Genomic DNA, 20294 nt, shown 5'->3' with positions numbered 1-20294 from the left:
ACCGATGAACGCGGAGAGCCCCGCCCCTCGTACTGGGGCGGGGCTCTTCACGGCTCTTCACACGCGGTGGCTCAGAGGCGCTCGGGGGTGCGGATGCCCAGCAGGGACATGCCCTGCCCCAGCGTGCGCGCCGTGATGTCGCACAGGAAGAGGCGGTTCTCCACCTGGGCCGGGCCGCCCTCCGCCTTCAGCACCGGGCACTGGTCGTAGAAGGTCGTGTACAGCGAGGCCAGTTGGTAGAGATACCCGGCCAGCTTGTGCGGCTCGTACCCGGCGGCCACCTCGCGCAGCGTCTCCCCGAACTGGTCGAGGTGCAGACCCAGCGCCCGCTCGGCCGGGGCCAGCGGAAGCTCCGGGTGGGCCAGCGGCCGCTGCCCCTCCTCGGCGCGGCGCAGGATCGACTGGATCCGGGCGTACGCGTACTGGAGATAGACCGAGGTGTCCCCGTTGAGCGAGACCATCTGGTCGAGGTCGAACTTGTAGTCCCGCGAGGCGGAGGTGGACAGATCCGCGTACTTCACCGCGCCGACGCCGACCTGGGCGCCGCGCTCGAGGACCTCCTCCTCGGTGAGGCCGAGCTTCTCGCTCTTCTCCCGGACCACGGCCGCGGCCCGCTCGGTGGCCTCGTCCAGCAGGTCCTCCAGCCGCACCGTCTCGCCCGCGCGGGTCTTGAACGGCTTGCCGTCCTTGCCCAGGACGGTGCCGAAGGCGAGCTGTACGGCGTGCACCTGGTCATTGAGCCAGCCGATCCGGCGAGCGGTCTCGAAGACCATCTTGAAGTGCAGCGACTGCCGGGCGTCCACCACATACAGCAGGGTGTCGGCCTTCAGGTGCTGCACCCGGTCCCGGATCGCGGAGAGGTCGGTGGCCGCATAGCCGAAGCCGCCGTCGGACTTCTGGACGATCAGCGGCACCGGATTGCCCTCGGGGCCCTTGATGTCGTCGAAGAAGACGCACAGCGCACCCTCGGAGCGCACGGCGACGCCGGACTCCTCCAGCAGCCGGCAGGTCTCGGCCAGCATGTCGTTGTAACCCGACTCGCCGACCACATCGGGGTCGTGGATCTCGATGTCCAGCTTGTCGAAGACCGAGTAGAAGTAGATCTTCGACTCGTCCACGAACTTCCGCCACAGGGCGATGGTCTCCTCGTCGCCCGCCTGGAGCTCCACCACCCGCCGCCGGGACCGCTCCTTGAACTCCGCGTCGGAGTCGAAGAGCGCCCGCGCGGCCTTGTAGAGCCGGTTGAGGTTGGACATGGCCTCCTCGCCGGAGGAGGCGTCCTTGTGGTCCAGCTCGTGCGGGTGCTCGATCAGATACTGGATGAGCATGCCGAACTGGGTGCCCCAGTCGCCGATGTGGTGGCGGCGGATCACCTTCTCGCCGGCGAACTCCAGGATCCGCACCACCGCGTCGCCGATCACCGCCGAGCGCAGATGGCCGACGTGCATCTCCTTGGCCACATTGGGCTGGGCGTAGTCGATCACGGTGGTGCCGGGCGCCTGCGCGTACGGCACGCCGAGGCGGTCGTCGGCGGCGCGGGCGGCGAGGGTCGCGGTGATCGCGGAGTCGGCGATCGTGATGTTGAGGAAGCCGGGGCCGGAGACCTCGATGTCGGCGATCACCGGATCGGGGTCGGCCGAGGTGGCGGCGACCGGAAGGTGCGCCACGACCTTGGCGGCCAGCTCACGGGGGTTTCCCTTGAGCTGCTTGGCCAGCGCCAGCATCCCGTTGGCCTGGAAGTCGGCCCGGTCGCTTCGTCGCAGCAGCGGGTCCGCGGAGCCGGTCTCCGGCAGGGCAGCCGAGAGGGCGTCCGCGACGCGCTGATGGACCGTAGCGGCGAGGGAAGGGACCGAAGCCATGGAGTGCCATTCCGATAGTGGTGGTATGGGCAACCCAGTATTTCACGGCGGGTCCAACGGTTTCCCCGGCCTGTGGATAACCCGGGCCCGACCGGCGGACCCTGTGGGCAACTCCGGAGGGGTCCGTTCCGTCTGGGACAATGGGCGGTGCCATGACCGCTAGGAAGGAAGTGCCGACCGTGGCTCAGAGCACCGAGACCGACTGGGTCTCCCGATTCGCCGACGAGGTCATTGCCGAGGCGGAGCGCCGCGCCCCGGGCAAACCTGTCGTCGTCGCCTCGGGCCTCAGCCCGTCCGGCCCGATCCACCTCGGCAATCTGCGCGAGGTCATGACCCCGCACCTGGTCGCCGACGAGATCCGGCGCCGGGGCCGCGAATGCGTTCACATCCTGTCCTGGGACGACTACGACCGGTATCGCAAGGTCCCGGCCGGGATCGACCCCTCCTGGTCCGAGCACATCGGCAAGCCGCTCACCTCGGTCCCGGCCCCGCCCGGGTCCCCGTATCCGAACTGGGCGGAGCACTTCAAGGCGCCGATGGCCGAGGCGCTGCGGGAGATGGGCATCGAGTTCCACCCCATCAGCCAGACCGAGATGTACACCTCGGGGGCGTACCGGGAGCAGATCCTGCACGCGATGCGCCACCGCCGGGAGATCGACGCCGTCCTGGACCGGTACCGCACCAAGGACAAGCCGGGCGCCAAGAAGCCCAAGCAGCAGCAGAAGCCGGTGGACGAGGCCGAGCTGGCCGCCGCCGAGGGCTCGGGCGCTGCCGCCGAGGACGACGGCAGCGCGGGCGGGGCGGGTTACTACCCGTACAAGCCGTACTGCTCGGTCTGCGAGCGTGATGTGACCACGGTGACCTCGTACGACGACGAGACCACCGAGCTGGCGTACACATGCGCGTGCGGCCACGGCGAGACCGTCCGCCTGAGCGAGCACAACCGCGGCAAGCTGGTCTGGAAGGTCGACTGGCCGATGCGCTGGGCGTACGAGGGCGTGGTCTTCGAGCCCTCGGGCGTCGACCACTCCTCGCCGGGCTCGTCCTATGTGGTCGGTGGCCAGATCGTCCGCGAGGTCTTCGGCGGGGAGCAGCCCATCGGGCCCATGTACGCGTTCGTGGGCATCAGCGGCATGGCCAAGATGTCCTCCTCCAAGGGCGGTGTGCCCACCCCGGCCGACGCGCTGGAGATCATGGAGGCGCCGCTGCTGCGCTGGCTGTACGCCCGGCGTCGGCCCAACCAGTCCTTCAAGATCGCCTTCGACCAGGAGATCCAGCGGACCTACGACGAGTGGGACGCGCTGGAGCGGAAGATCACCGAGTCCACGGCCCAGCCCGCGGACGCGGCCGCGTACCGCCGCGCGACCCGCACCGCCACGGGCGAACTGCCCAGCACCCCGCGCCCGCTGCCGTACCGCACGCTGGCCTCGGTGGTGGACATCACCACCGGCCATGACGAGCAGACGCTGCGCATCCTCGGCGAGCTCGACCCCGACAACCCGGTGAAGTCCCTGGAGGAGACCCGGCCCCGGCTCGACAAGGCCGAGCGCTGGATCACCACCCAGGTCCCGGCCGACCAGCGCACCCGGGTCCGGGACGAGCCGGACACGGAGCGGCTGGCCGCTCTGGGCGACACCGAGCGGGAGTCGCTGCGGCTGCTGCTCGACGGCCTGGACGACCACTGGTCGCTGGACGGCCTCACCACGCTGGTCTACGGGGTGCCCAAGATCCAGGCGGGGCTGTCGCCGGAGGCCAAGCCGACGCCGGAGCTGAAGGTCGCCCAGCGGTCGTTCTTCGCGCTGCTCTACACCCTGCTGGTCGGTCGGGACACCGGCCCGCGGCTGCCCACGCTGCTGCTGGCGGTGGGGGCGGACCGGGTGCGCAAGCTGCTCGCGGCCTGACCTCCGCGGCTCCCGGGCGCCGGGCGGATGGCCTTACGGCCGCCGCCCGGCGTTGCGGCTTCGCGGGACGGCCACGGGGTGGCTACGGGATGGCCTCGCGCTCCAGGCGGACGCGCTCCTTGAAGTCCTCGACATACCCGGCCAGCTGGCCGTTGCTGAGGTCGGTGACGCCGTAGGTCTCCCGCAGCCGCTGCCCGAACTGGTACGCGGAGGGGTACCGGCTGTGGTCGGCGAGGAACTGGCGGAAGGTCGCGTAGTAGACCTCCTCGCGCGGCACGTCGTCCGGCAGCTGGTTCGGCTGCTGCTCCGGCTGCGGCTCCTCGTACGCGTACCGCTCGGGCTCGCGCTGCTCCGGTACGTAGACGCCCTGATGGCTCCCCACGCCCTCACCGCCGAGCGGCCGCACCCGGCCGCCCGGCCCGACCGGCACGGTCAGCTGGGGCTGCTGGAGCTGTGGCTGCTGGAATTGCTGCGGCTGCTGCTCGGGCTGCGGCGCCTGGCCCGGGACCTGCTGGTCCTGCGGCTGGAGCTGCTGCGGCTGCTGTGCCTGCTGCGGGTGCTGGAGCTGCTGTGCCTGCTGCGGCTGCTGCTCGACCGGCGCGGGGTGGGCGGCCGCCGGGTCGAAGGGCACGGCGTTCCGGCCGTCATGGCCCTGCCCGGCGGGCTGCTGGTACACCGGCAGGGGCAGTGAGAGCGGCAGCTCCTGCGTCTGGGGCTGCTGGGGGTGCTGCTGCGGCCCCATGTCCGCCATGGGCCCCGGCGCGCCGTACGGGCCCGGCTGGGCCTCCAGGGACGCGCTCCTGGGTCCCGTCTCGTCCGCCGCGGCCGACCGGCCCGAGGGGAGCGCGGTCGGCGACACCGTGGACGGGTCCAGACCGGCCGCCGCGAGCCCCGCCGGCGCGGTGTCCGCCAGCGGCACCCCATACCGCGCCAGCCGCAGCGGCATCAGCGATTCCACGGGCGCCCTACGGCGCCAGGACCGCCCGTAGCGGGCCCGCAGCCGGGCCTGGTAGACCAGCCGGTCCTGCTCCAGCCTGATGACCTCCTCGTAGCTGCGCAGCTCCCACAGCTTCATCCGGCGCCACAGCCGGAAGGTGGGCACCGGCGCGAGCAGCCAGCGGGCGATGCGGACCGACTCCATGTGCCGGTCGGCGGTGATGTCGGCGATCCGGCCGACCGCGTGCCGGGCGGCCTCGACGGAGACGACGAACAGGATCGGGATCACGCCGTGCATGCCGACGCCGACCGGGTCCGGCCAGGCGGCCGCGCCGTTGAAGGCGATGGTGGCCGCGGTCAGCAGCCAGGCGGTCTGGCGCAGCAGCGGGAAGGGGATGCGGATCCAGGTGAGCAGCAGATCCAGCGCGAGCAGGACCACGATCCCCGCGTCGATGCCGATCGGGAAGACATTGGCGAACTTGCCGAAGCCCTTGTCGAGGGCGAGATCGCGCACCGCGGCGTAGGAACCGGCGAAGCCGATCCCGGCGATCACCACCGCCCCGGTGACGACCACCCCGGCCAGTATTCGGTGCATCCGTGTCAGTTGCATCGCGGCCACCCGCGACCCCTCCCCGTCCTCAACAACAGCCGCATCAGCGTCGCATACACGTCAAGGCTCGTGGGCGGGAAGGGGTCGTGTCGGCGAGTCAGGCGCCGCTCTTGGCGCCCTTACCGATGGCGCCGACGGCCTCCTTGGCCGCGGACTTGGCGTCCTTGAGCAGGTCGGCCGCGTCCGGGGCCTTGGCGGTCTCATAGCCGGCGCCGTCGTACTGGAGGGTGATGACGACATTGGCGGTACGGACCACGACCGTCTGGTCGCGGAAGTCGTCGCCGTCCTTCTTCTCCTTGGTGCTGACCGTGGTCGCGTCGTCGCCGATGCCCGCGACCTTCTCGGTCTTGGGGTCGGTCACCTTACCGGCGGTGGCGGCCCTGCTCGCCTGCTGGGCGGCGTACTCCCCGGCGCGCTTGTCGCCGGAACCGAGCCCCGGGTCGGAGTGGAACAGCTTGAGGGAGACGGTCAGCGAGCGGTAGTCGAACTTGTCGAGGCCGCTCCACAGGCAGCTGGCCGACGTATTGGTGTCGGCCGAGGGAAGGGCCTTGCCCTTCTTGTTCTGCGCCTTGGGGACGAGATCGTCGATCGTCTTCCCGGAAAGCGTGGAGCACACATCGGGCAGCTTGCTGAACTTCGCTGCCGCGACGGTGGGTGAAGCGCTGGGCGAGCCGGGTCTCGCTGAGCCACCGGCGTTCTTGTCGTCCTTCTTGTCCGAGCCGGAGGAGCAGCCGGCGACGAGCACCACCGGTACGGTCGCGCAGGCGAGTATTCGGGCGAGTCGCGGGGCTGAACGGTGCATGGGTCCTTCGCTCATTCTCTGTCGATGGGCGGACGTGCCGCCCGCGTCATTAGTCGGCACGGTACGCGGCCGACGCGCGGGCGTCCCAATTTCCGAGGTCTCCGCGGGGAGGGGCCGGGGTGCTCGCGGGGGTGCGGCGAGGACCCGTTATTCGTTGAGGCGACCGGTCAGTTCATCGGCCAAGTCCTGGGCGTTTTCCTGCAGTTCCTGGCTGCTGGGAATGTGCTTCTTGTCGGTCGTCCACTGGTCGTACGCAATGGTGGCAATCACATTCGAGGACCGGAACACGACGGTGATGTCGCGGTGGATACCCGAGTCCTTGGTGATCAGTTGGTCGTTGAGAAAGGCGTCGTCACCGAGGTCGTCCAGCCGGCGCGGGGCGGTGTCCTCCGAGGCGGTGTCACTTTCGTCACTTCCGCCGCTCGCATCGGCGCCCGCGGAGGGGCTATCGGTGCTTTTGCCCCCCTCATCGCTCTTGTCGCCCTTACCGGCTTCGTCGCTCTTGTCGCCCGTGCTGCTCTTACCGGGCTCATCGGCGCTCGCACTGGCGGAGGCGGAGGAGCCGCTGTCGTCGCCCGCGCCGCCCCCGTCGCCCGCATCGCCCGCGTCGCTCTCCGAGCTGCTCTCCGAGCCGGAGGGGCTCGAGGGAGGGCTCGTGGCGTCCGGGATATCGGCGGCGACGGCCTTCTTCTCGTACGTCTCCTGGGCCCGGTCGTCGTCGCTGACCGAGGGGTCGTACGAGACCACCCGCTGGAAGTCGATCGTGAGATAGCGCGTGCCGCTCGTGGTCTCCACCTTCCAGCGGCAGCCGTCCCGGCGGTCTATGTCATACGTCACGGCCGCCTGGCCGTCGTACACCTTGTCGTCCTGCTCGGCGCCGGGCAGCAGGGCCTGGAGGGTCTTGCGGCTCACCGCGCCGCATGCCTCGGGCAGCGTGCGATAGCGGCCGGGCTCGGCCGAGACGGCCGTCCCGGAGTCGCCGGAGGCGCCGTCGTCCGGGTCGGTCGTCGAATCGGAGCCGGTGCATCCGCCGAGCCCCGCGGCGGCGAGCACGGTGATGAGCACGGCGACGGCCGGGGTGGCCCGCCGTCCGTACGCCCTTCGCTGCGCTGGCTGCACTGTCCGTGTCCCTTCGAGCGACGGAAAACTCCTTGCCGCCCGCAGGCGGTGGCTGGACACAATGTCTATCGCACGCACTGCCGTGCCTGCCGGTCGCCCGCCGCCTATGGGGCATTGGCCCGGCTTTTGCGTTTTCAGTCTTTTACGGGGGAATGAGTACATCATGTCGTATGTCGAGGTGCCCGGCGCGCAGGTGCCGATCCGGATGTGGACCGACCCCTCGACGGTCGAGGACGTGGCCATGCAGCAGCTGCGCAATGTGGCCACGCTGCCCTGGATCAAGGGGCTCGCCGTGATGCCGGATGTGCATTACGGGAAGGGTGCCACGGTCGGCTCGGTGATCGCGATGCAGGGCGCGGTGTGCCCGGCGGCGGTCGGGGTGGACATCGGCTGCGGGATGTCGGCCGTCAAGACGTCGCTGACCGCCAACGACCTTCCGGGGGATCTCTCGCGGCTGCGGACCCGGATCGAGCAGGCGATCCCGGTGGGGCGCGGTATGCACGACGCCCCGGTGGACCCGGGGCGGCTGCACGCGTTCCCGACGACGGGGTGGGACGACTTCTGGAGCCGGTTCGGGGGAGTGGCCCAGGCGGTCAGGTTCCGCCAGGAGCGAGCCGTCAAGCAGATGGGTTCGCTCGGATCCGGTAACCACTTCATCGAGTTCTGTCTCGATGACGAGGGCTCGGTCTGGCTGATGCTGCACTCCGGCTCCCGCAACATTGGCAAGGAGCTGGCCGAGTACCACATCGGCGAGGCCCGGAAGCTGCCCCACAACCAGAATCTGGTCGATCGCGACCTGGCCGTCTTCATCGCGGGCACCCCGCAGATGGCGGCGTACCGGCACGATCTCTTCTGGGCTCAGGAGTACGCGAAGTACAACCGCGCGATCATGATGGCGCTCTTCCAGGACGTGGTGCGCAAGGAGTTCAAGAAGGCCTGCCCCGTCTTCGAGCCGGTGATCAGCTGCCATCACAACTATGTCAGTGAAGAGCGGTACGAGGGGATGGATCTGCTGGTTACCCGGAAGGGAGCCATCAGCGCGGGCTCGGGGGAGTGGGGGATCATCCCCGGCTCGATGGGCACGGAGTCCTACATCGTGCGCGGTCTGGGGAACGAGGCGTCGTTCAACTCGGCCTCGCACGGTGCCGGCCGCCGGATGAGCCGGAACGCCGCGAAGAAGCGGTACTCGGCGCGGGACCTGGAGGAGCAGACGCGGGGCGTGGAGTGCCGTAAGGACTCCGGCGTCGTGGACGAGATCCCGGCCGCCTACAAGCCGATTGGACAGGTCATGGAGCAGCAGCGGGACCTGGTCCAGGTGGTCGCCAAGCTCAAGCAGGTCATCTGCGTGAAGGGCTGAGGTGCAGGACGATACGTGATCGATGGCCCCCGGACTGGTGACGGTTCGGGGGCCTGCCTGCTTGGTCGTCGTGGTGCTGCACTGTGGACCGCGTTACTCAGCGGGGCGTGCTGCCGCGCGGGACGGCGTAGACAGGTTGTTGGGCGGCCTTCGGGCAGCCCCGGTGCGAGGAGATGGGGGGATAGACGTGAAGCGCGACGAAGAGCGACGGATCAAGCGGGCTGTCGCCAAGGGAATCCGTGACCACGAGCGGAAGAAGGACGGCGGCTGCGGATGGATCATGGGGCTCGTGCTGGTCGTGGTGATCCTCGCGGTTCTGGACGCGCTCGGCGTGCACTTCATATGAGGTGCCGCCGCCCAGCACTATGAAGTCGATGGGCAGGCGATCCCGCGCGGCCCCGCGGCCAGTCCGGAGCCCGCGAGCCATTCGGTGTTGCGCGTCGCGCCCAGGGCGACGACGGCCACCTCCGCGTCCAGCGCGTCGCCGTCGGAGACGTGGGCCCGCCGCAGCCTGCCCGCACCGTCGCCTTCCAGCCCGGTGACCATCACACCGCAGCGCAGATCGACGCCGTACTGGTGCTGCAGCTCGGCGGCCACCTCGCCGATCACGCCGCCCAGGGCGCCCACCAGGGGAGCCGGGCCGCGTTCGGCGACCGTGACGGGCAGCTCCCGCTCACGGCAGACGGAGGCGATCTCCGAGCCGGTGAACCCGGCGCCGATCACCAGCACCCGGCGGGGTCCGGCCCGCAGCCGGTGGACCGACCGGGCGGCGTCGTCCGTGGTCCGCAGCACGAAGACGCCGTCCAGGCCGGCCTCCAGCTCGTTCGGCCACGGGCGGGAGCGCACACCGGTGGCGATCAGCAGCCGGTCGTACTCCACCGAGGTGCCATCGGCGAGCGCCACCCGCTTGGCCGCCGTGTCCAGCGCGGTCGCGGCGACGCCCAGCCGCCACCGCGCGTCGATCGCACGGCGGCGGGGGAGGGCCGTTTGGCCGACCGGCACCAGGCCGAGCAGGACCTACGATGTGGCCCTCGCGCCGGAGCCGCTCCAGGGAGCCGTCAAGCGCCATCGGAGGCACCCACCCGGTCCGCCGTCCACCTGCCGCCCGCGCCCTCCACGGTGATGGCCCTGACCGGGCACGCCGCCACCGCCCGCAGCACGTCCGCGCGCCGCGCGTCGTCCGGCCGCGCGTCGTACAGCAGCGCTTCCTCACCGTGCATCGCGAACACATCCGGCGCGAGGAAGGCGCACTGTGCGTAGCCCTGGCACCGGTTGAGATCAACGACAACCCTCATGACGCCTCCGCTTCACCGCGAAGAGTCTCCGGGAGGTGACGGCCGCTCCCAGCATCGGAGCGTCCCCGGGATGGCGCATACGCACTGAGCCGAACGGGGGACGGCGGGCTGTCGCGGCAGGGCTGTGAGGAGCCGTGGAGGACGAGGGCGGACGGGCTCAGCGCTCGCGGTGGACCTTGTGCTGGGCGGCCTGGGCGCGGGGGCGGATGACCATCATGTCGATGTTCACATGCGAGGGGCGGGTGACCGCCCACTCGACCGTGTCGGCCACGTCGTCGGCGGTCAGCGGCTCGGCCACGCCCTCGTAGACGGCCGCGGCCTGGCTCTCGTCCCCGCGGTAGCGGTTCACCGCGAACTCGTCGGTCCTGACCATGCCCGGGGCGATCTCGATCACCCGCACGGGCTCACCGCACAGCTCCAGGCGCAGGGTGGCCGCGATGGCGTGGGAGCCGTGTTTGGCCGCCACGTACCCGCCGCCGCCCTCGTACGCCACATGGCCCGCCGTGGAGGACAGCACGACGATCGTGCCGTCGCCGGAGGCGGTGAGGGCGGGCAGCAGCGCCTGGGTCACCTGGAGCACGCCCACCACATTGACCTCGTACATCGCCCGCCAGTCGGCCGGGTCGGCGTTGGCCACGGTCTCGGCGCCGATCGCGCCGCCCGCGTTGTTCACCAGGACGTCGCAGCGGTCCAGACCGGCGGCGAAGGACTCCACGGCGGCGCGGTCGGTGACGTCCAGGACGTACGCCTCGGCCTCGTGCCCCGCCTCGGTCAGCTCGGCGGCGAGCGCCTCGATGCGCTCCTTACGGCGGGCGGCGAGGACGACACGGAATCCGGCGGCCGCCAGGCGGCGCGCGGTCGCGGCTCCGATCCCGCTGCTCGCGCCGGTGATCACTGCGGTACGGGTGGTCATCGGCCCTCCAGTGGTGACGTGGCGCAAACGGTGGTGTGTGCGCATGATCCATATGCAGGATATGACGGCCCGATTTACCTCCAACCGGGGGACTGAAGATAGGAATCCGCTAGGGGCTCTCGGGCTCGGGGAAGGGTGCACTGCGTCCGGCGCGGTGCCGGTAAATGGAGCACCCATGCCCAAGGAGTGAATTCAGGTAATGACCCAGCAGAGCAGATTCCTTCAGCGGTCCCGTCGTTCTTTCCGGCGCTGGGGCGTGGCCTCAGCGGGCGCCATCGCGGCGGCGGCCCTGGTTACCGGTACTCCGGGAACCGCATGGGCCTCGGGCAGCACCCCCGATCCGCACTCGTCGCAGAGCAACCACTGTGCCCAGGACCGGGCGCACGGTGACAACAAGGAGAACCACGACAAGGGGAACCACGACAAGGGGAACCACGAGAACGGCCGTCACGAGGACAAGAAGGGCCAGCACGAGCACGGCCGCTACGAGGTGAAGGACCCGAACGGCCGTCACGAGGACAACGGTCACGAGCACGGCCGCTACGAGGCGAACAGCCACGAGGACCCCAACGGCGGCCGCCACGATGACCACGCCAGGGACGACCAGGACGGCCGTCACGACGAGGGCGGGCGGTACGAGAAGAAGGAGAGCGACCCGCGCGAGGAGAGCGACCAGCGCGAGGACCACGGCCAGCGTGAGGACCACGGCCAGCGTGAGGACCACGGCCGGTACGACGAGAAGATGGACAGCGGTCGTGAGGACAGCGGCCGCAAGGAAGAGAGCCGTAAGGAGGACAGCGGCCAGGAGGAGAGCCGTAAGGAGGACAGCGGCCAGGAGGAGCACGGCCAGCGCGAGGAGAGCGGCCAGCGCGAGGACCAGGGCCGTCAGGACCCGACCCGCTACTTCCCCACCGGGAAGTACTGGCCCGGCATCCAGGGCCGCAGCGCGGCGCGCCCCGAGCAGGCCGCGCAGCCGGAGCAGGTGGCGCAGCCCGAGCAGGCCGCGCAGCCGGAGCAGGCGGCGCAGCCCGAGCAGGCCGCGCAGCCGGAGCAGGCGGCTCAGCCCGAGCAGGCCGCGCAGCCTTACGAGGCCGCCCAGTCCGGTGAGGAGGCCCAGGACCGCGGTGCCGTCCGTCCCGTCACCGTCCCCGTCCACGAGGCCGACCAGGCGCGCCACGGCCAGGAGCACAAGGAGCACCAGGACCAGAAGAAGAACGACCCGGTGACGCTCGCCGAGGCGGTCGAGATCGCCGAGTGCGAGGTCGGCGGCCAGGCGGTCAGCGCCGAGCTGGTGGACTGCCCCGAGGACGACCCGCACCACCAGGGCAAGCACCAGGACGGCCGTAAGGACGACCGTAAGGACGACCGCAAGGACCCGCGCCACCACGACGACCAGCGCAAGGACAAGCAGCGCAAGGACGAGCACAAGGACCCGTACAAGCAGGAGGTCAAGCAGGTGTGGGTCGTGGAGGTCGAGTGCGACCACACCATCACGACCGTCTTCATCGACCCGGACACCGGCTGCGTCCTCGGCACGGAGCAGGAGCAGGACGACCACCACGGTGACCACGGCAAGCAGGGCAAGGACAACCACGGCGACCATGAGGGCAAGGGCGGCCACGGCCGGCCGATGGTTACCTCCTAGGCACGTACATGATCACAGCGACTCCGGCCAGACAGATCAGCGCTCCGAGCACATCGAAGCGGTCGGGCCGGTAGCCGTCGGCGACCATGCCCCAGGCGAGCGATCCGGCGACGAACACGCCGCCGTACGCCGCGAGGATGCGACCGAACTCCGCGTCCGGCTGGAGCGTGGCCACGAACCCGTAGGCGCCAAGGGCGATGACCCCGGCGCCGATCCACGCCCACCCCCTGTGCCCACGCACGCCTTGCCAGACGAGCCAGGCGCCGCCGATCTCCAGGAGCGCGGCCACGGCGAACAGAGCGATGGAACGTGCGATGAGCATGGGGGGAAGGGTACGGCCCGCCCATGCAAGGCTCCGTAGCGGAGCGGAACGCTACGATCGGCGCCCACCAAAGGATCACACCGGGGGATGGGTGCCGTGCAGTTCCGCCTTCGAGTCGACGCCGCCGAGGGGTCTCCGGGCGTCCTCGACCTCAATCGCTGGTTGACCGGGGACCCCGACGTCGCGGGCGCCGCGGAGGTGGCGCTGGTGGACGAGGAGGACCGCGACGACACCCTGGGCGGCCTCGAGGTCATCTCCATCGTCGTCTCGAACCTCACGTCCCTCGGCAATCTGCTGCTCGCCGTGGCCACCTGGCGTGACGCACGGGCGCGCGGCACGGACACCCGGGTCGAACGCGATGGCGTCTCCCTGCGCGTCGAGAGCACCGACCCGGAGACGATCCGCCGCCTCCTCCGGCAACTGGAGCCCCCGGAGGGCTCCCAGCCCCCGGAAGCGTCCCCGGAGAGCTCCGACCGCCCGGAGAACCCGGCATGACCTGGCGCTCCGGTACCTCCCGTACGACGGGAGAGGGACCGGCAGCACGCCTCTCCGACCCCTCCGCGTCCCGGGCGGTCCTCATCGAGGCCCATGCCTTCACCCGCGGCGGAGCCGCCTCCCGGGACCGGCAGCGGCATCTGGACGACCGTCCATCCGTGGCGGCGGGCTGCCGGCGGCTGGCCGAGCTGTTCCGGGATCCGGAGGTGTGGGGCCTCCCCGAGGAGCACTGCCGGATCGTCTCGCAGCCGACGCGCGACAGCATGCTGGAGGCCGTCCACCGCGCGGCCGCCGAGGCCACGGACACGCTCGTCGTCTACTACGCGGGCCATGGCCTGCTCTATCCGCTCAGCGGCGGCTTACACCTGGCCGTACCGGAGACGACGAAGGACAAGTCGTTCACCGCGGTGAAGTACGACGACCTGCGCGAGATCCTGCTGAGCGCCACCCGTGTCCGCCGTAAGGTCGTCATCCTCGACTGCTGCTTCAGCGGCACCGCCCTGCGCGGCCATCTGTCCGCCGGGGATGACACGATCCGGCTGGCCGATGTCGAGGGCACCTCGGTCCTCGCCGCCTCCCACGCCACCAAGCAGGCGCTGGCGCCACCGGGGGAGCGGTACCCGGCCTTCACCGGCGAGTTGATCACACTCCTCGAAGAGGGCGACCCGGACGCGCCGGAGTTGCTCACCATGGCGGACCTCTACGACCGCGTGGACCGCGCCCTGATGCGCAAGAACCGCCCACGCCCCCAACAGCTGAACCGCGACCGCGGCGCCCACATCTCCATCGCCCGCAACCGCACTCTCCGCCAGGACCCCCCTGAGCCGGACGAGACCGTCGCCGCACCCGAAACCCACCGCCTGAGCACGCGCCAACGCGCCCTCGCCGCGGCCACCCTGGCCCTCGCCGCCATCGTCGGCCTGACCTTCTGGCTCCTGCCGGACGGCAACGGCGAGCGCGGGGCCGACGGCAAGGGCCTGAGCTGCGGCAAGGCCCACTCGACCTTCGACTCGGGAGACGGCACCCAACGCCGTGAGCCATCCGTCGACTCCGTGCACAACGCGGCGTGCAGGGGCGACTTCGACACCATGGAAGTGGCCATGGACCGCGGTGGTTTCGACGGCACGGGCCTCTCCGCCGCCGCCCCGGACAAGGTCATCGCGTCCTGGAAGAAGCGCCGGGACCGAGCGTCCTTCCTCCACGACCTTGCCACCCTGCTGGAACGCGAACCGACGGTCGATCAGGGCGGCTTGACCTTCTCCAACGGCGACCAGGTGGCCACCTGGCAACGAGGCCCGGGCACCGTGCCCGACAGCCACTACCGCTGGACGGGCTACTTCCTCTGCACCGGCCCGGACTCCAACCACCCGGTCTGCGACCGGCTCAGAGTAATCCACTGACCCAGCCGCACTCGGGCCCGCCCGGGCCCCTGGCTCAGGGCCAGACCAGGCAGTACGGCTGATGCCCCGCCTCGTGCAGCCGGTGGCTGAAGTCCTGCCACTCGTGGAGCAGTTGATAGACCGTGAAGGCGTCCCGGGGGCCGCCGCGGTCGGGGACCGTCGACCAGATGAAGGCCGCGGCGCCCACCGCCTCCTCGCCGACGCCGCGCAGCGGATCGACGGCGGTCATCGGGAGCTTGACGACGGCGTAGTCCGGGTGGAGAACGACCAGTTCGAGCGGGGGGACCTTGTGCAGCGGGACGCCCTCGATGCCGGTGAGGACCATCGCCGCCACCGTCTCCGGCTTGATCTTCGTGAACATGCCGTGGCCGAGTTCGTCGCCGCCGAGCTCCTCGGGGCGCATGGAGATGGGGACCCTGGCCGCGGTGGCGCCGTCCGGCGCACCGAAGTACTTGTAGGTCACCCCCATGCGGCCCCCGCTTCTGCCTGTCCTGCCCGCCTCGTCCCGCCGATGGCGTCCGGGCCGGGCACGCTCGGGGCCTCGGTCGTCAGTCCCTTCACCCAGTTCGCCACCGCGATACATATCTCCACCCGACCACTCGCGGCCACTACCGCGCAACCCGATCTCTGTTCACAGAGACCTCCCCCACCATAGAGCTGTGAAACGCCCGGCCGCGGGAGTACGTCCGCCTCTGACAACATGGCTTGTGTGAGCTATCCGTACGCAGCCCCAGTTTCGCAGACGCTTTTCGACCGCGCGGCCGCCGTGACGCCCGGCGGCGTGAACTCTCCGGTGCGGGCGTTCCGCGCCGTGGGAGGTACGCCCCGCTTCATGGTGTCCGGGGACGGTCCGTACCTCACCGACGCCGACGGACGCGAGTACGTGGACCTCGTGTGCTCGTGGGGGCCGATGATCCTCGGCCATTCCCACCCCGAGGTCACCGCGGCCGTGCAGGCCGCCGTCGCCCGCGGTACGTCGTTCGGTACGCCGGGCGAGGGCGAGGTCGAGCTCGCCGAGGAGATCGTGGCGCGGGTCGGCCCGGTCGAGCAGGTGCGCCTGGTGTCGTCCGGCACCGAGGCGACGATGTCGGCGATCCGGCTGGCCCGTGGGTTCACCGGACGGTCGAAGGTGATCAAGTTCGCCGGTTGCTACCACGGGCATGTGGACGCCCTGCTGGCCGCCGCCGGGTCCGGGGTGGCGACCTTCGGGCTGCCGGACACTCCGGGGGTGACGGGAGCGCAGGCGGGGGAGACCGTAGTGCTGCCGTACAACGACCTGGAGGCGGTCCGGGCGGCCTTCGCCGCGCACCCCGGGGAGATCGCCTGTGTGATCACCGAGGCGTCGGCGGGCAACATGGGCGTGGTGCCGCCGCTGCCAGGGTTCAACGCGGGCCTCAAGCAGCTCTGCGCCGACCATGGCGCGCTCTACATCTCCGACGAGGTCATGACCGGCTTCCGGGTCTCCAGGGCCGGGTGGTTCGGGCTGGACGGCGTGGAGCCGGACCTGATGACCTTCGGCAAGGTCATGGGCGGTGGCTTCCCGGCCGCGGCCTTCGGCGGGCGCGCCGACGTCATGGAGCGCCTGGCCCCGGCCGGCCCGGTCTACCAGGCGGGCACGCTGTCCGGGAACCCGGTCGCCACGGCCGCGGGCGTCGCCCAGCTGCGGCTGCTGGACGACGCGGCGTACGGACGGGTCGACGCGGCCTCCGAGCGGCTGCGGGCGATGGTGACGGAGGCGCTCTCCAAGGAGGGCGTGGCGCACCGGGTCCAGGTCGCGGGCAACATGTTCTCGGTCTTCTTCACCGGCGACGAGGTCACCGACTACGAGACGGCCAAGGCGCAGGAGGCGTTCCGCTTCACCGCCTTCTTCCACTCCATGCTGTCCCAGGGCGTCTACCTCCCGCCGTCCGCCTTCGAGTCGTGGTTCGTCTCCACGACGCACGACGAGAAGGCGCTGGAGCGGGTGGCGGCGGCTCTGCCGGGGGCGGCGCGGGCCGCCGCCGAGGCCACTGAATGATGGGTGACATGACACAGAGCGAGAACGACATCACCGTCGTCCATGTGATGCGCCACGGCGAGGTCCACAACCCGGAGGGCGTGCTCTACGGCAGGCTGCCCGGCTACCACCTCTCCGATCTGGGGCGGCAGATGGCCGACCGCGTCGCCGAGCACCTCGCCGACCGTGACATCACCCATGTGGTCGCCTCCCCGCTGGAGCGGGCGCAGGAGACGGCGGCGCCGATCGCCAAGGCGCACGGCCTGGACGTGGCCTCGGACGAGCGGCTGATCGAAGCGGCCAACGTCTTCCAGGGCAAGACCTTCGGTGTCGGCGACGGCGCGCTGCGCAAACCGGTCAACTGGCGCCATCTCACCAACCCGTTCCGCCCGTCCTGGGGCGAGCCCTATGTCGACCAGGTGGTGCGGATGATGGCGGCGCTGGGCCGGGCGCGGGACGCCGCGCGCGGCCACGAGGCGGTGTGCGTCAGCCATCAGCTGCCGATCTGGATCGTGCGCAGCTTCGTGGAGCGGCGGCGGCTGTGGCACGACCCGCGCAGGCGGCAGTGCACGCTGGCCAGCCTCACCAGCTTCACCTTCCGCGGCGACCGGATCGTCTCGGTGGGCTACAGCGAACCGGCCCGTGATCTCGTTCCGCCCCATCTGCGCGCGGGCGCCAAGCCGGTGAAGGGGGCCTCCAAGGGCTACGGCGCCTGAGCGGTGCGCCCGGCCGCGGCCGGGCCGGGGGTGCGGGCCGCCATGTGCGGCCCGCGATGTGCGTGACGGGCGCATGGCCGTGGGATGACCGTTGGGGCATGCGGCGTGCCACCGAATGGAGACATTGTGTCCGCCGTGTAATTGACCGCGTTCTTTCGGAACCTCGCTATTCGCCTCGCCATCTCCAGGGTTGTCCGGACACCCCGGGCAATCAGAACGGCGAGTGCGAATTGAGGACGTTATGCGTGAGGTCAGCCGGAGGGGGATCCTCGGTCTTGGTATGGGAGCGGCGGCATCACTGGCCGTCGCCGGCTGTTCCTCGGGGTCCGGATCCGGTACGCCGAAGCCCTCGAAGACGACCCAGGCGAAGCCGATCGGTGACGGCTCCACTTCGCACGGTGAGCGGCGTAAGGAGGCCCCGAAGCCGGAGCGGCTGGAACGGGGGCAGAAGCCGCCGCAGTTCGTGGTGTTCTCGTGGGACGGCGCGGGAGAGGTCGGCAACGGACTCTTCCCGCGGTTCCGCAAGCTGGCCGAGGACCACGGCGCGACCATGACCTTCTTCCTCTCCGGTATCTACTGCCTTCCGGAGTCGAAGAAGTCGCTGTACCGGCCGCCGAACAACCCGGTGGGCGCCTCCGACATCGGCTATCTCACCGATGAGCACATCAAGGCCACGCTGCGGAACGTGCGCGAGGCGTGGCTCGAGGGCCATGAGATCGGCACCCATTTCAATGGGCACTTCTGCTCCGGCAGCGGCTCGGTGGAGAACTGGACGTCCGCGCAGTGGAAGTCCGAGATCGATCAGGCCATGTCCTTCGTCACGGAGTGGCGGACGAATACGCGCTTCACCGATGTGGATCCGCTGCCCTTCGATTATCACAAGGAGCTCATCGGTGGCCGCACTCCGTGTCTGAAGGGCCAGACCAATTTGCTGCCGACCGCCCGGGAGCTCGGCTGGCGCTATGACGCCAGTTCGCCGGGCGGACTCCAGGTGTGGCCGTCGAAGAAGCAGGGCCTCTGGGACTTCCCGCTGCAGCAGATTCCCTTTCCGGGGCACTCCTTCGAGGTGCTCTCGATGGACTACAACATCCTGGCGAACCAGTCGAGGAATTCCACCAACGCGCCGCCCGCGAACTACCCGGGCTGGCGCAAGCAGGCCGCCGAGGCGTACATAGCCGGTTTCAAGCGGGCCTATGAGACCAATCGCGCCCCGTTCTTCATCGGAAACCACTTCGAGCAGTGGAACGGCGGTATCTATATGGACGCCGTCGAGGAAGCGCTCAAGCACATGGCCGACGAGAAGCACAAGGACGTCCGGCTGGTCTCCTTCAAGCAGCTCACCGACTGGCTGGACGCACAGGACCCCGCGGTCCTGGCCGAGCTGCGCGGGCTGGGCGTGGGCCAGGCGTGGAGCGCGAACGGCGGCTGAGGGCGTTGGCGGATGCGGGCGAGCCGGGGGCAGGGCCCCGCGGGGCCCGGCGGGGTGCCCGGAGGGGGGTGGCGAAGATCCCCAAAAGGGCCATGCGAAACTTTTCACATGAGTGCCTGCCGTGCCCCTCGGGGCCTCGTGACCCGTCGTCGCGCAACCGTGCTGGCCATCGGGGCCACGGTTGCCGCGCTGTCCCTGACCGCCTGCGGCGGGGGCGGCACCTCGGGCGGCTCCGCCGACACCAAGTTCGTCCAGGGCAAGGGCGGCGTGGACACCGTCGCCAAGGAGAACCGTAAGGACGCACCCCAGCTCTCGGGCAAGACCCTGGAGGGCAAGCCGCTGGACGTGGCGGACTACAAGGGCAAGATCGTGGTCCTGAACGTCTGGGGCTCCTGGTGCGCCCCCTGCCGGGCCGAGGCGTCGAACCTCGCCAAGGTGGCCAAGGACACCAAGGCCAAGGGTGTGCAGTTCATCGGGATCAACACCCGTGACTCCAACCGCGCCCCCGCGCTCAGGTTCGAGAAGGAATACGGCGTCGACTACCCGAGTCTGTACGACCCGATCGGGAAGCTCATGCTGCGCTTCCCCAAGGGCAGCCTCAACCCGCAGGCCATCCCCTCGACGATCGTGCTGGACCGGGAGGGCAGGATCGCGGCCCGCGCTCTGACGCCGCTCAGCGAGGAGCGCCTGCGCACGATGGTCACGCCGCTGATCGCGGAGAAGTGACCTTTCGTGAACACGCTGGCCGCCGCGACCGATCCCAACCAGACCGTCCTGACCGGGGCGCTGCTGCTGGCGCTTCCGGTCGCCCTGCTCGGCGGACTGGTCTCCTTCTTCTCCCCCTGTGTACTGCCGCTGGTGCCCGGCTATATGTCGTACGTCACAGGGGTGACGGGCACGGATCTGGCCGAGGCCAAGCGCGGCCGGATGGTCGCGGGCGCCTCGCTCTTCGTGCTCGGCTTCACCGCGGTCTTCGTCTCCGGGGGCGCGCTCTTCGGCAACTTCGGCTGGACGCTCCAGGAGCACAAGGAGACCATCTCCAAGATCCTCGGGGTCGTCACGATCGTGATGGGCCTCGCCTTCATGGGGGTGCTGGGGGGCTTCGGACAGCGGGAGTTCCGCTTTCACATCAAGCCCACGCTGGGGCTCGCGGGGGCGCCGGTGCTGGGCGCCCTGTTCGGCGTCGGCTGGACGCCGTGCCTGGGGCCGACGCTCACCGCCGTCAACGCCCTGGCGTTCAATGAGGCGAGTGCGGGGCGCGGGGCCCTGCTCACCGCCGCCTACTGCGTGGGGCTCGGGCTGCCGTTCGTGGTGGTCGCCGTGGCCTACCGCCGGGCGCTGGGCGCCTTCGGCTGGGTCAAGCGGCACTACGTCTGGGTGATGCGAGCCGGGGGCGGCATGCTCGTCGCTCTGGGGGTGCTGCTGCTCACAGGTGTCTGGGACACCATGATGGGCTCCATGCAGACCTGGGCTCAGGGCTTCAACGTTGGGATCTGATC

19 protein-coding genes and 1 pseudogene are annotated in these 20294 nt (G+C 70.3%); 11 read left to right on the top strand and 9 right to left on the bottom strand.

Annotated features, from left to right (window positions below; all coding sequences use genetic code 11):
• Positions 1 to 71: 71 nt before the first annotated feature.
• Positions 72 to 1859, bottom strand: coding sequence for an arginine--tRNA ligase (gene argS, locus GWI24_RS05470; RefSeq protein WP_210944759.1), 1788 nt, complete (start codon positions 1857 to 1859; stop codon positions 72 to 74).
• Between the two features lie 152 nt (positions 1860 to 2011).
• On the opposite strand from argS, the gene lysS reads away from it, so the two are divergent.
• Positions 2012 to 3760, top strand: coding sequence for a lysine--tRNA ligase (gene lysS / locus GWI24_RS05465; RefSeq protein WP_210944758.1), 1749 nt, complete (start codon positions 2012 to 2014; stop codon positions 3758 to 3760).
• 82 nt (positions 3761 to 3842) lie between these two features.
• Here lysS and GWI24_RS05460 read toward each other — a convergent pair whose 3' ends face one another.
• The 3 genes from GWI24_RS05460 to GWI24_RS05450 form a co-directional block, all read right to left on the bottom strand.
• Positions 3843 to 5306: a DUF2637 domain-containing protein gene (locus tag GWI24_RS05460; RefSeq protein ID WP_210944757.1), complete on the bottom strand. Its 1464-nt coding sequence runs from the start codon at positions 5304 to 5306 to the stop codon at positions 3843 to 3845.
• A 97-nt stretch (positions 5307 to 5403) separates the two neighbouring features.
• Entirely contained in the window at positions 5404 to 6108 is a 705-nt protein-coding gene (locus tag GWI24_RS05455) for a hypothetical protein (protein ID WP_210944756.1), read from the bottom strand.
• 147 nt (positions 6109 to 6255) lie between these two features.
• Positions 6256 to 7227, bottom strand: a complete 972-nt coding sequence (locus GWI24_RS05450) for a DUF3558 domain-containing protein (protein ID WP_308343492.1) — start codon at positions 7225 to 7227, stop codon at positions 6256 to 6258.
• A 163-nt stretch (positions 7228 to 7390) separates the two neighbouring features.
• On the opposite strand from GWI24_RS05450, the gene GWI24_RS05445 reads away from it, so the two are divergent.
• Complete coding sequence (locus tag GWI24_RS05445) at positions 7391 to 8584, top strand: RtcB family protein (protein ID WP_210944755.1); 1194 nt, start codon at positions 7391 to 7393, stop codon at positions 8582 to 8584.
• A gap of 187 nt (positions 8585 to 8771) precedes the next feature.
• The gene (locus tag GWI24_RS05440; protein ID WP_210944754.1) at positions 8772 to 8930 is read left to right on the top strand and encodes a hypothetical protein; all 159 of its coding nucleotides are present in this window, start codon (positions 8772 to 8774) and stop codon (positions 8928 to 8930) included.
• A gap of 32 nt (positions 8931 to 8962) precedes the next feature.
• Here the strand turns inward: GWI24_RS05440 and GWI24_RS05435 are convergent.
• The 3 genes and pseudogenes from GWI24_RS05435 to GWI24_RS05425 all read right to left on the bottom strand — a co-directional run.
• Positions 8963 to 9601, bottom strand: a pseudogene (locus GWI24_RS05435) (FAD-dependent oxidoreductase); the annotation flags it as partial.
• Between the two features lie 41 nt (positions 9602 to 9642).
• Positions 9643 to 9879, bottom strand: a complete 237-nt coding sequence (locus tag GWI24_RS05430) for a ferredoxin (protein WP_210944753.1) — start codon at positions 9877 to 9879, stop codon at positions 9643 to 9645.
• A gap of 157 nt (positions 9880 to 10036) precedes the next feature.
• The gene (locus GWI24_RS05425; RefSeq protein WP_210944752.1) at positions 10037 to 10792 is read right to left on the bottom strand and encodes an SDR family NAD(P)-dependent oxidoreductase; all 756 of its coding nucleotides are present in this window, start codon (positions 10790 to 10792) and stop codon (positions 10037 to 10039) included.
• 256 nt (positions 10793 to 11048) lie between these two features.
• On the opposite strand from GWI24_RS05425, the gene GWI24_RS05420 reads away from it, so the two are divergent.
• On the top strand, positions 11049 to 12437 hold the full coding sequence (locus tag GWI24_RS05420) for a hypothetical protein (protein ID WP_210944751.1): 1389 nt from the start codon (positions 11049 to 11051) through the stop codon (positions 12435 to 12437).
• Here the strand turns inward: GWI24_RS05420 and GWI24_RS05415 are convergent.
• On the bottom strand, positions 12427 to 12759 hold the full coding sequence (locus tag GWI24_RS05415; protein ID WP_210944750.1) for a YnfA family protein: 333 nt from the start codon (positions 12757 to 12759) through the stop codon (positions 12427 to 12429). The two genes, GWI24_RS05420 and GWI24_RS05415, sit on opposite strands and share 11 nt — an antisense overlap.
• Before the next feature lie 87 nt (positions 12760 to 12846).
• Here GWI24_RS05415 and GWI24_RS05410 point away from each other — a divergent pair, with 87 nt between their 5' ends.
• Together GWI24_RS05410 and GWI24_RS05405 are read left to right on the top strand one after the other, a co-directional pair.
• Positions 12847 to 13254: a hypothetical protein gene (locus GWI24_RS05410; protein ID WP_210944749.1), complete on the top strand. Its 408-nt coding sequence runs from the start codon at positions 12847 to 12849 to the stop codon at positions 13252 to 13254.
• Positions 13251 to 14654: a caspase family protein gene (locus tag GWI24_RS05405; protein WP_210944748.1), complete on the top strand. Its 1404-nt coding sequence runs from the start codon at positions 13251 to 13253 to the stop codon at positions 14652 to 14654. The genes GWI24_RS05410 and GWI24_RS05405 overlap by 4 nt, the downstream gene beginning before the upstream one ends.
• 34 nt (positions 14655 to 14688) lie before the next feature.
• On the opposite strand, the gene GWI24_RS05400 is transcribed toward GWI24_RS05405, so the two are convergent.
• Positions 14689 to 15237, bottom strand: a complete 549-nt coding sequence (locus tag GWI24_RS05400) for a hypothetical protein (RefSeq protein WP_247615921.1) — start codon at positions 15235 to 15237, stop codon at positions 14689 to 14691.
• A gap of 117 nt (positions 15238 to 15354) precedes the next feature.
• On the opposite strand from GWI24_RS05400, the gene hemL reads away from it, so the two are divergent.
• The 5 genes from hemL (at position 15355) to GWI24_RS05375 (ending at position 20292) form a co-directional block, all read left to right on the top strand.
• The gene (hemL, locus tag GWI24_RS05395; RefSeq protein WP_210944747.1) at positions 15355 to 16671 is read left to right on the top strand and encodes a glutamate-1-semialdehyde 2,1-aminomutase; all 1317 of its coding nucleotides are present in this window, start codon (positions 15355 to 15357) and stop codon (positions 16669 to 16671) included.
• A gap of 8 nt (positions 16672 to 16679) precedes the next feature.
• The gene (locus tag GWI24_RS05390) at positions 16680 to 17366 is read left to right on the top strand and encodes a histidine phosphatase family protein (RefSeq protein WP_210944746.1); all 687 of its coding nucleotides are present in this window, start codon (positions 16680 to 16682) and stop codon (positions 17364 to 17366) included.
• 241 nt (positions 17367 to 17607) lie between these two features.
• Positions 17608 to 18795 (top strand): hypothetical protein, encoded by a 1188-nt coding sequence (locus GWI24_RS05385; protein WP_210944745.1) that lies wholly within the window; start codon positions 17608 to 17610, stop codon positions 18793 to 18795.
• 108 nt (positions 18796 to 18903) lie between these two features.
• A complete protein-coding gene (locus GWI24_RS05380) occupies positions 18904 to 19521 on the top strand; it encodes a TlpA disulfide reductase family protein (RefSeq protein ID WP_210944744.1) in 618 nt (205 codons plus the stop codon).
• Between the two features lie 6 nt (positions 19522 to 19527).
• Positions 19528 to 20292 carry a cytochrome c biogenesis CcdA family protein gene (locus tag GWI24_RS05375; RefSeq protein WP_037955272.1) on the top strand — a complete coding sequence of 255 codons (765 nt, stop codon included), beginning with the start codon at positions 19528 to 19530 and terminating at the stop codon, positions 20290 to 20292.
• Positions 20293 to 20294: the final 2 nt, after the last annotated feature.

This window comes from Streptomyces sp. MK37H (assembly GCF_018035285.1).
Classification (GTDB): Bacteria; Actinomycetota; Actinomycetes; order Streptomycetales; family Streptomycetaceae; genus Streptomyces; species Streptomyces endocoffeicus.
Note: the sequence above shows the minus strand (reverse complement) of the source record. Positions and strands in the feature narration are given on the sequence as shown.

Coding starts and splice junctions, on each gene's coding strand:
- GWI24_RS05380 (WP_210944744.1), top strand. CDS start 18,904: ATGAGTGCCTGCCGTGCCCCTCGGGGCCTCGTGACCCGTCGTCGCGCA.
- GWI24_RS05425 (WP_210944752.1), bottom strand. CDS start 10,792: ATGACCACCCGTACCGCAGTGATCACCGGCGCGAGCAGCGGGATCGGA.
- argS (WP_210944759.1), bottom strand. CDS start 1,859: ATGGCTTCGGTCCCTTCCCTCGCCGCTACGGTCCATCAGCGCGTCGCG.
- GWI24_RS05415 (WP_210944750.1), bottom strand. CDS start 12,759: ATGCTCATCGCACGTTCCATCGCTCTGTTCGCCGTGGCCGCGCTCCTG.
- GWI24_RS05460 (WP_210944757.1), bottom strand. CDS start 5,306: ATGCAACTGACACGGATGCACCGAATACTGGCCGGGGTGGTCGTCACC.
- GWI24_RS05400 (WP_247615921.1), bottom strand. CDS start 15,237: ATGTATCGCGGTGGCGAACTGGGTGAAGGGACTGACGACCGAGGCCCC.
- GWI24_RS05405 (WP_210944748.1), top strand. CDS start 13,251: ATGACCTGGCGCTCCGGTACCTCCCGTACGACGGGAGAGGGACCGGCA.
- GWI24_RS05385 (WP_210944745.1), top strand. CDS start 17,608: ATGCGTGAGGTCAGCCGGAGGGGGATCCTCGGTCTTGGTATGGGAGCG.
- GWI24_RS05430 (WP_210944753.1), bottom strand. CDS start 9,879: ATGAGGGTTGTCGTTGATCTCAACCGGTGCCAGGGCTACGCACAGTGC.
- GWI24_RS05445 (WP_210944755.1), top strand. CDS start 7,391: ATGTCGTATGTCGAGGTGCCCGGCGCGCAGGTGCCGATCCGGATGTGG.
- lysS (WP_210944758.1), top strand. CDS start 2,012: ATGACCGCTAGGAAGGAAGTGCCGACCGTGGCTCAGAGCACCGAGACC.
- GWI24_RS05455 (WP_210944756.1), bottom strand. CDS start 6,108: ATGCACCGTTCAGCCCCGCGACTCGCCCGAATACTCGCCTGCGCGACC.
- GWI24_RS05410 (WP_210944749.1), top strand. CDS start 12,847: ATGGGTGCCGTGCAGTTCCGCCTTCGAGTCGACGCCGCCGAGGGGTCT.
- GWI24_RS05390 (WP_210944746.1), top strand. CDS start 16,680: ATGACACAGAGCGAGAACGACATCACCGTCGTCCATGTGATGCGCCAC.
- hemL (WP_210944747.1), top strand. CDS start 15,355: ATGGCTTGTGTGAGCTATCCGTACGCAGCCCCAGTTTCGCAGACGCTT.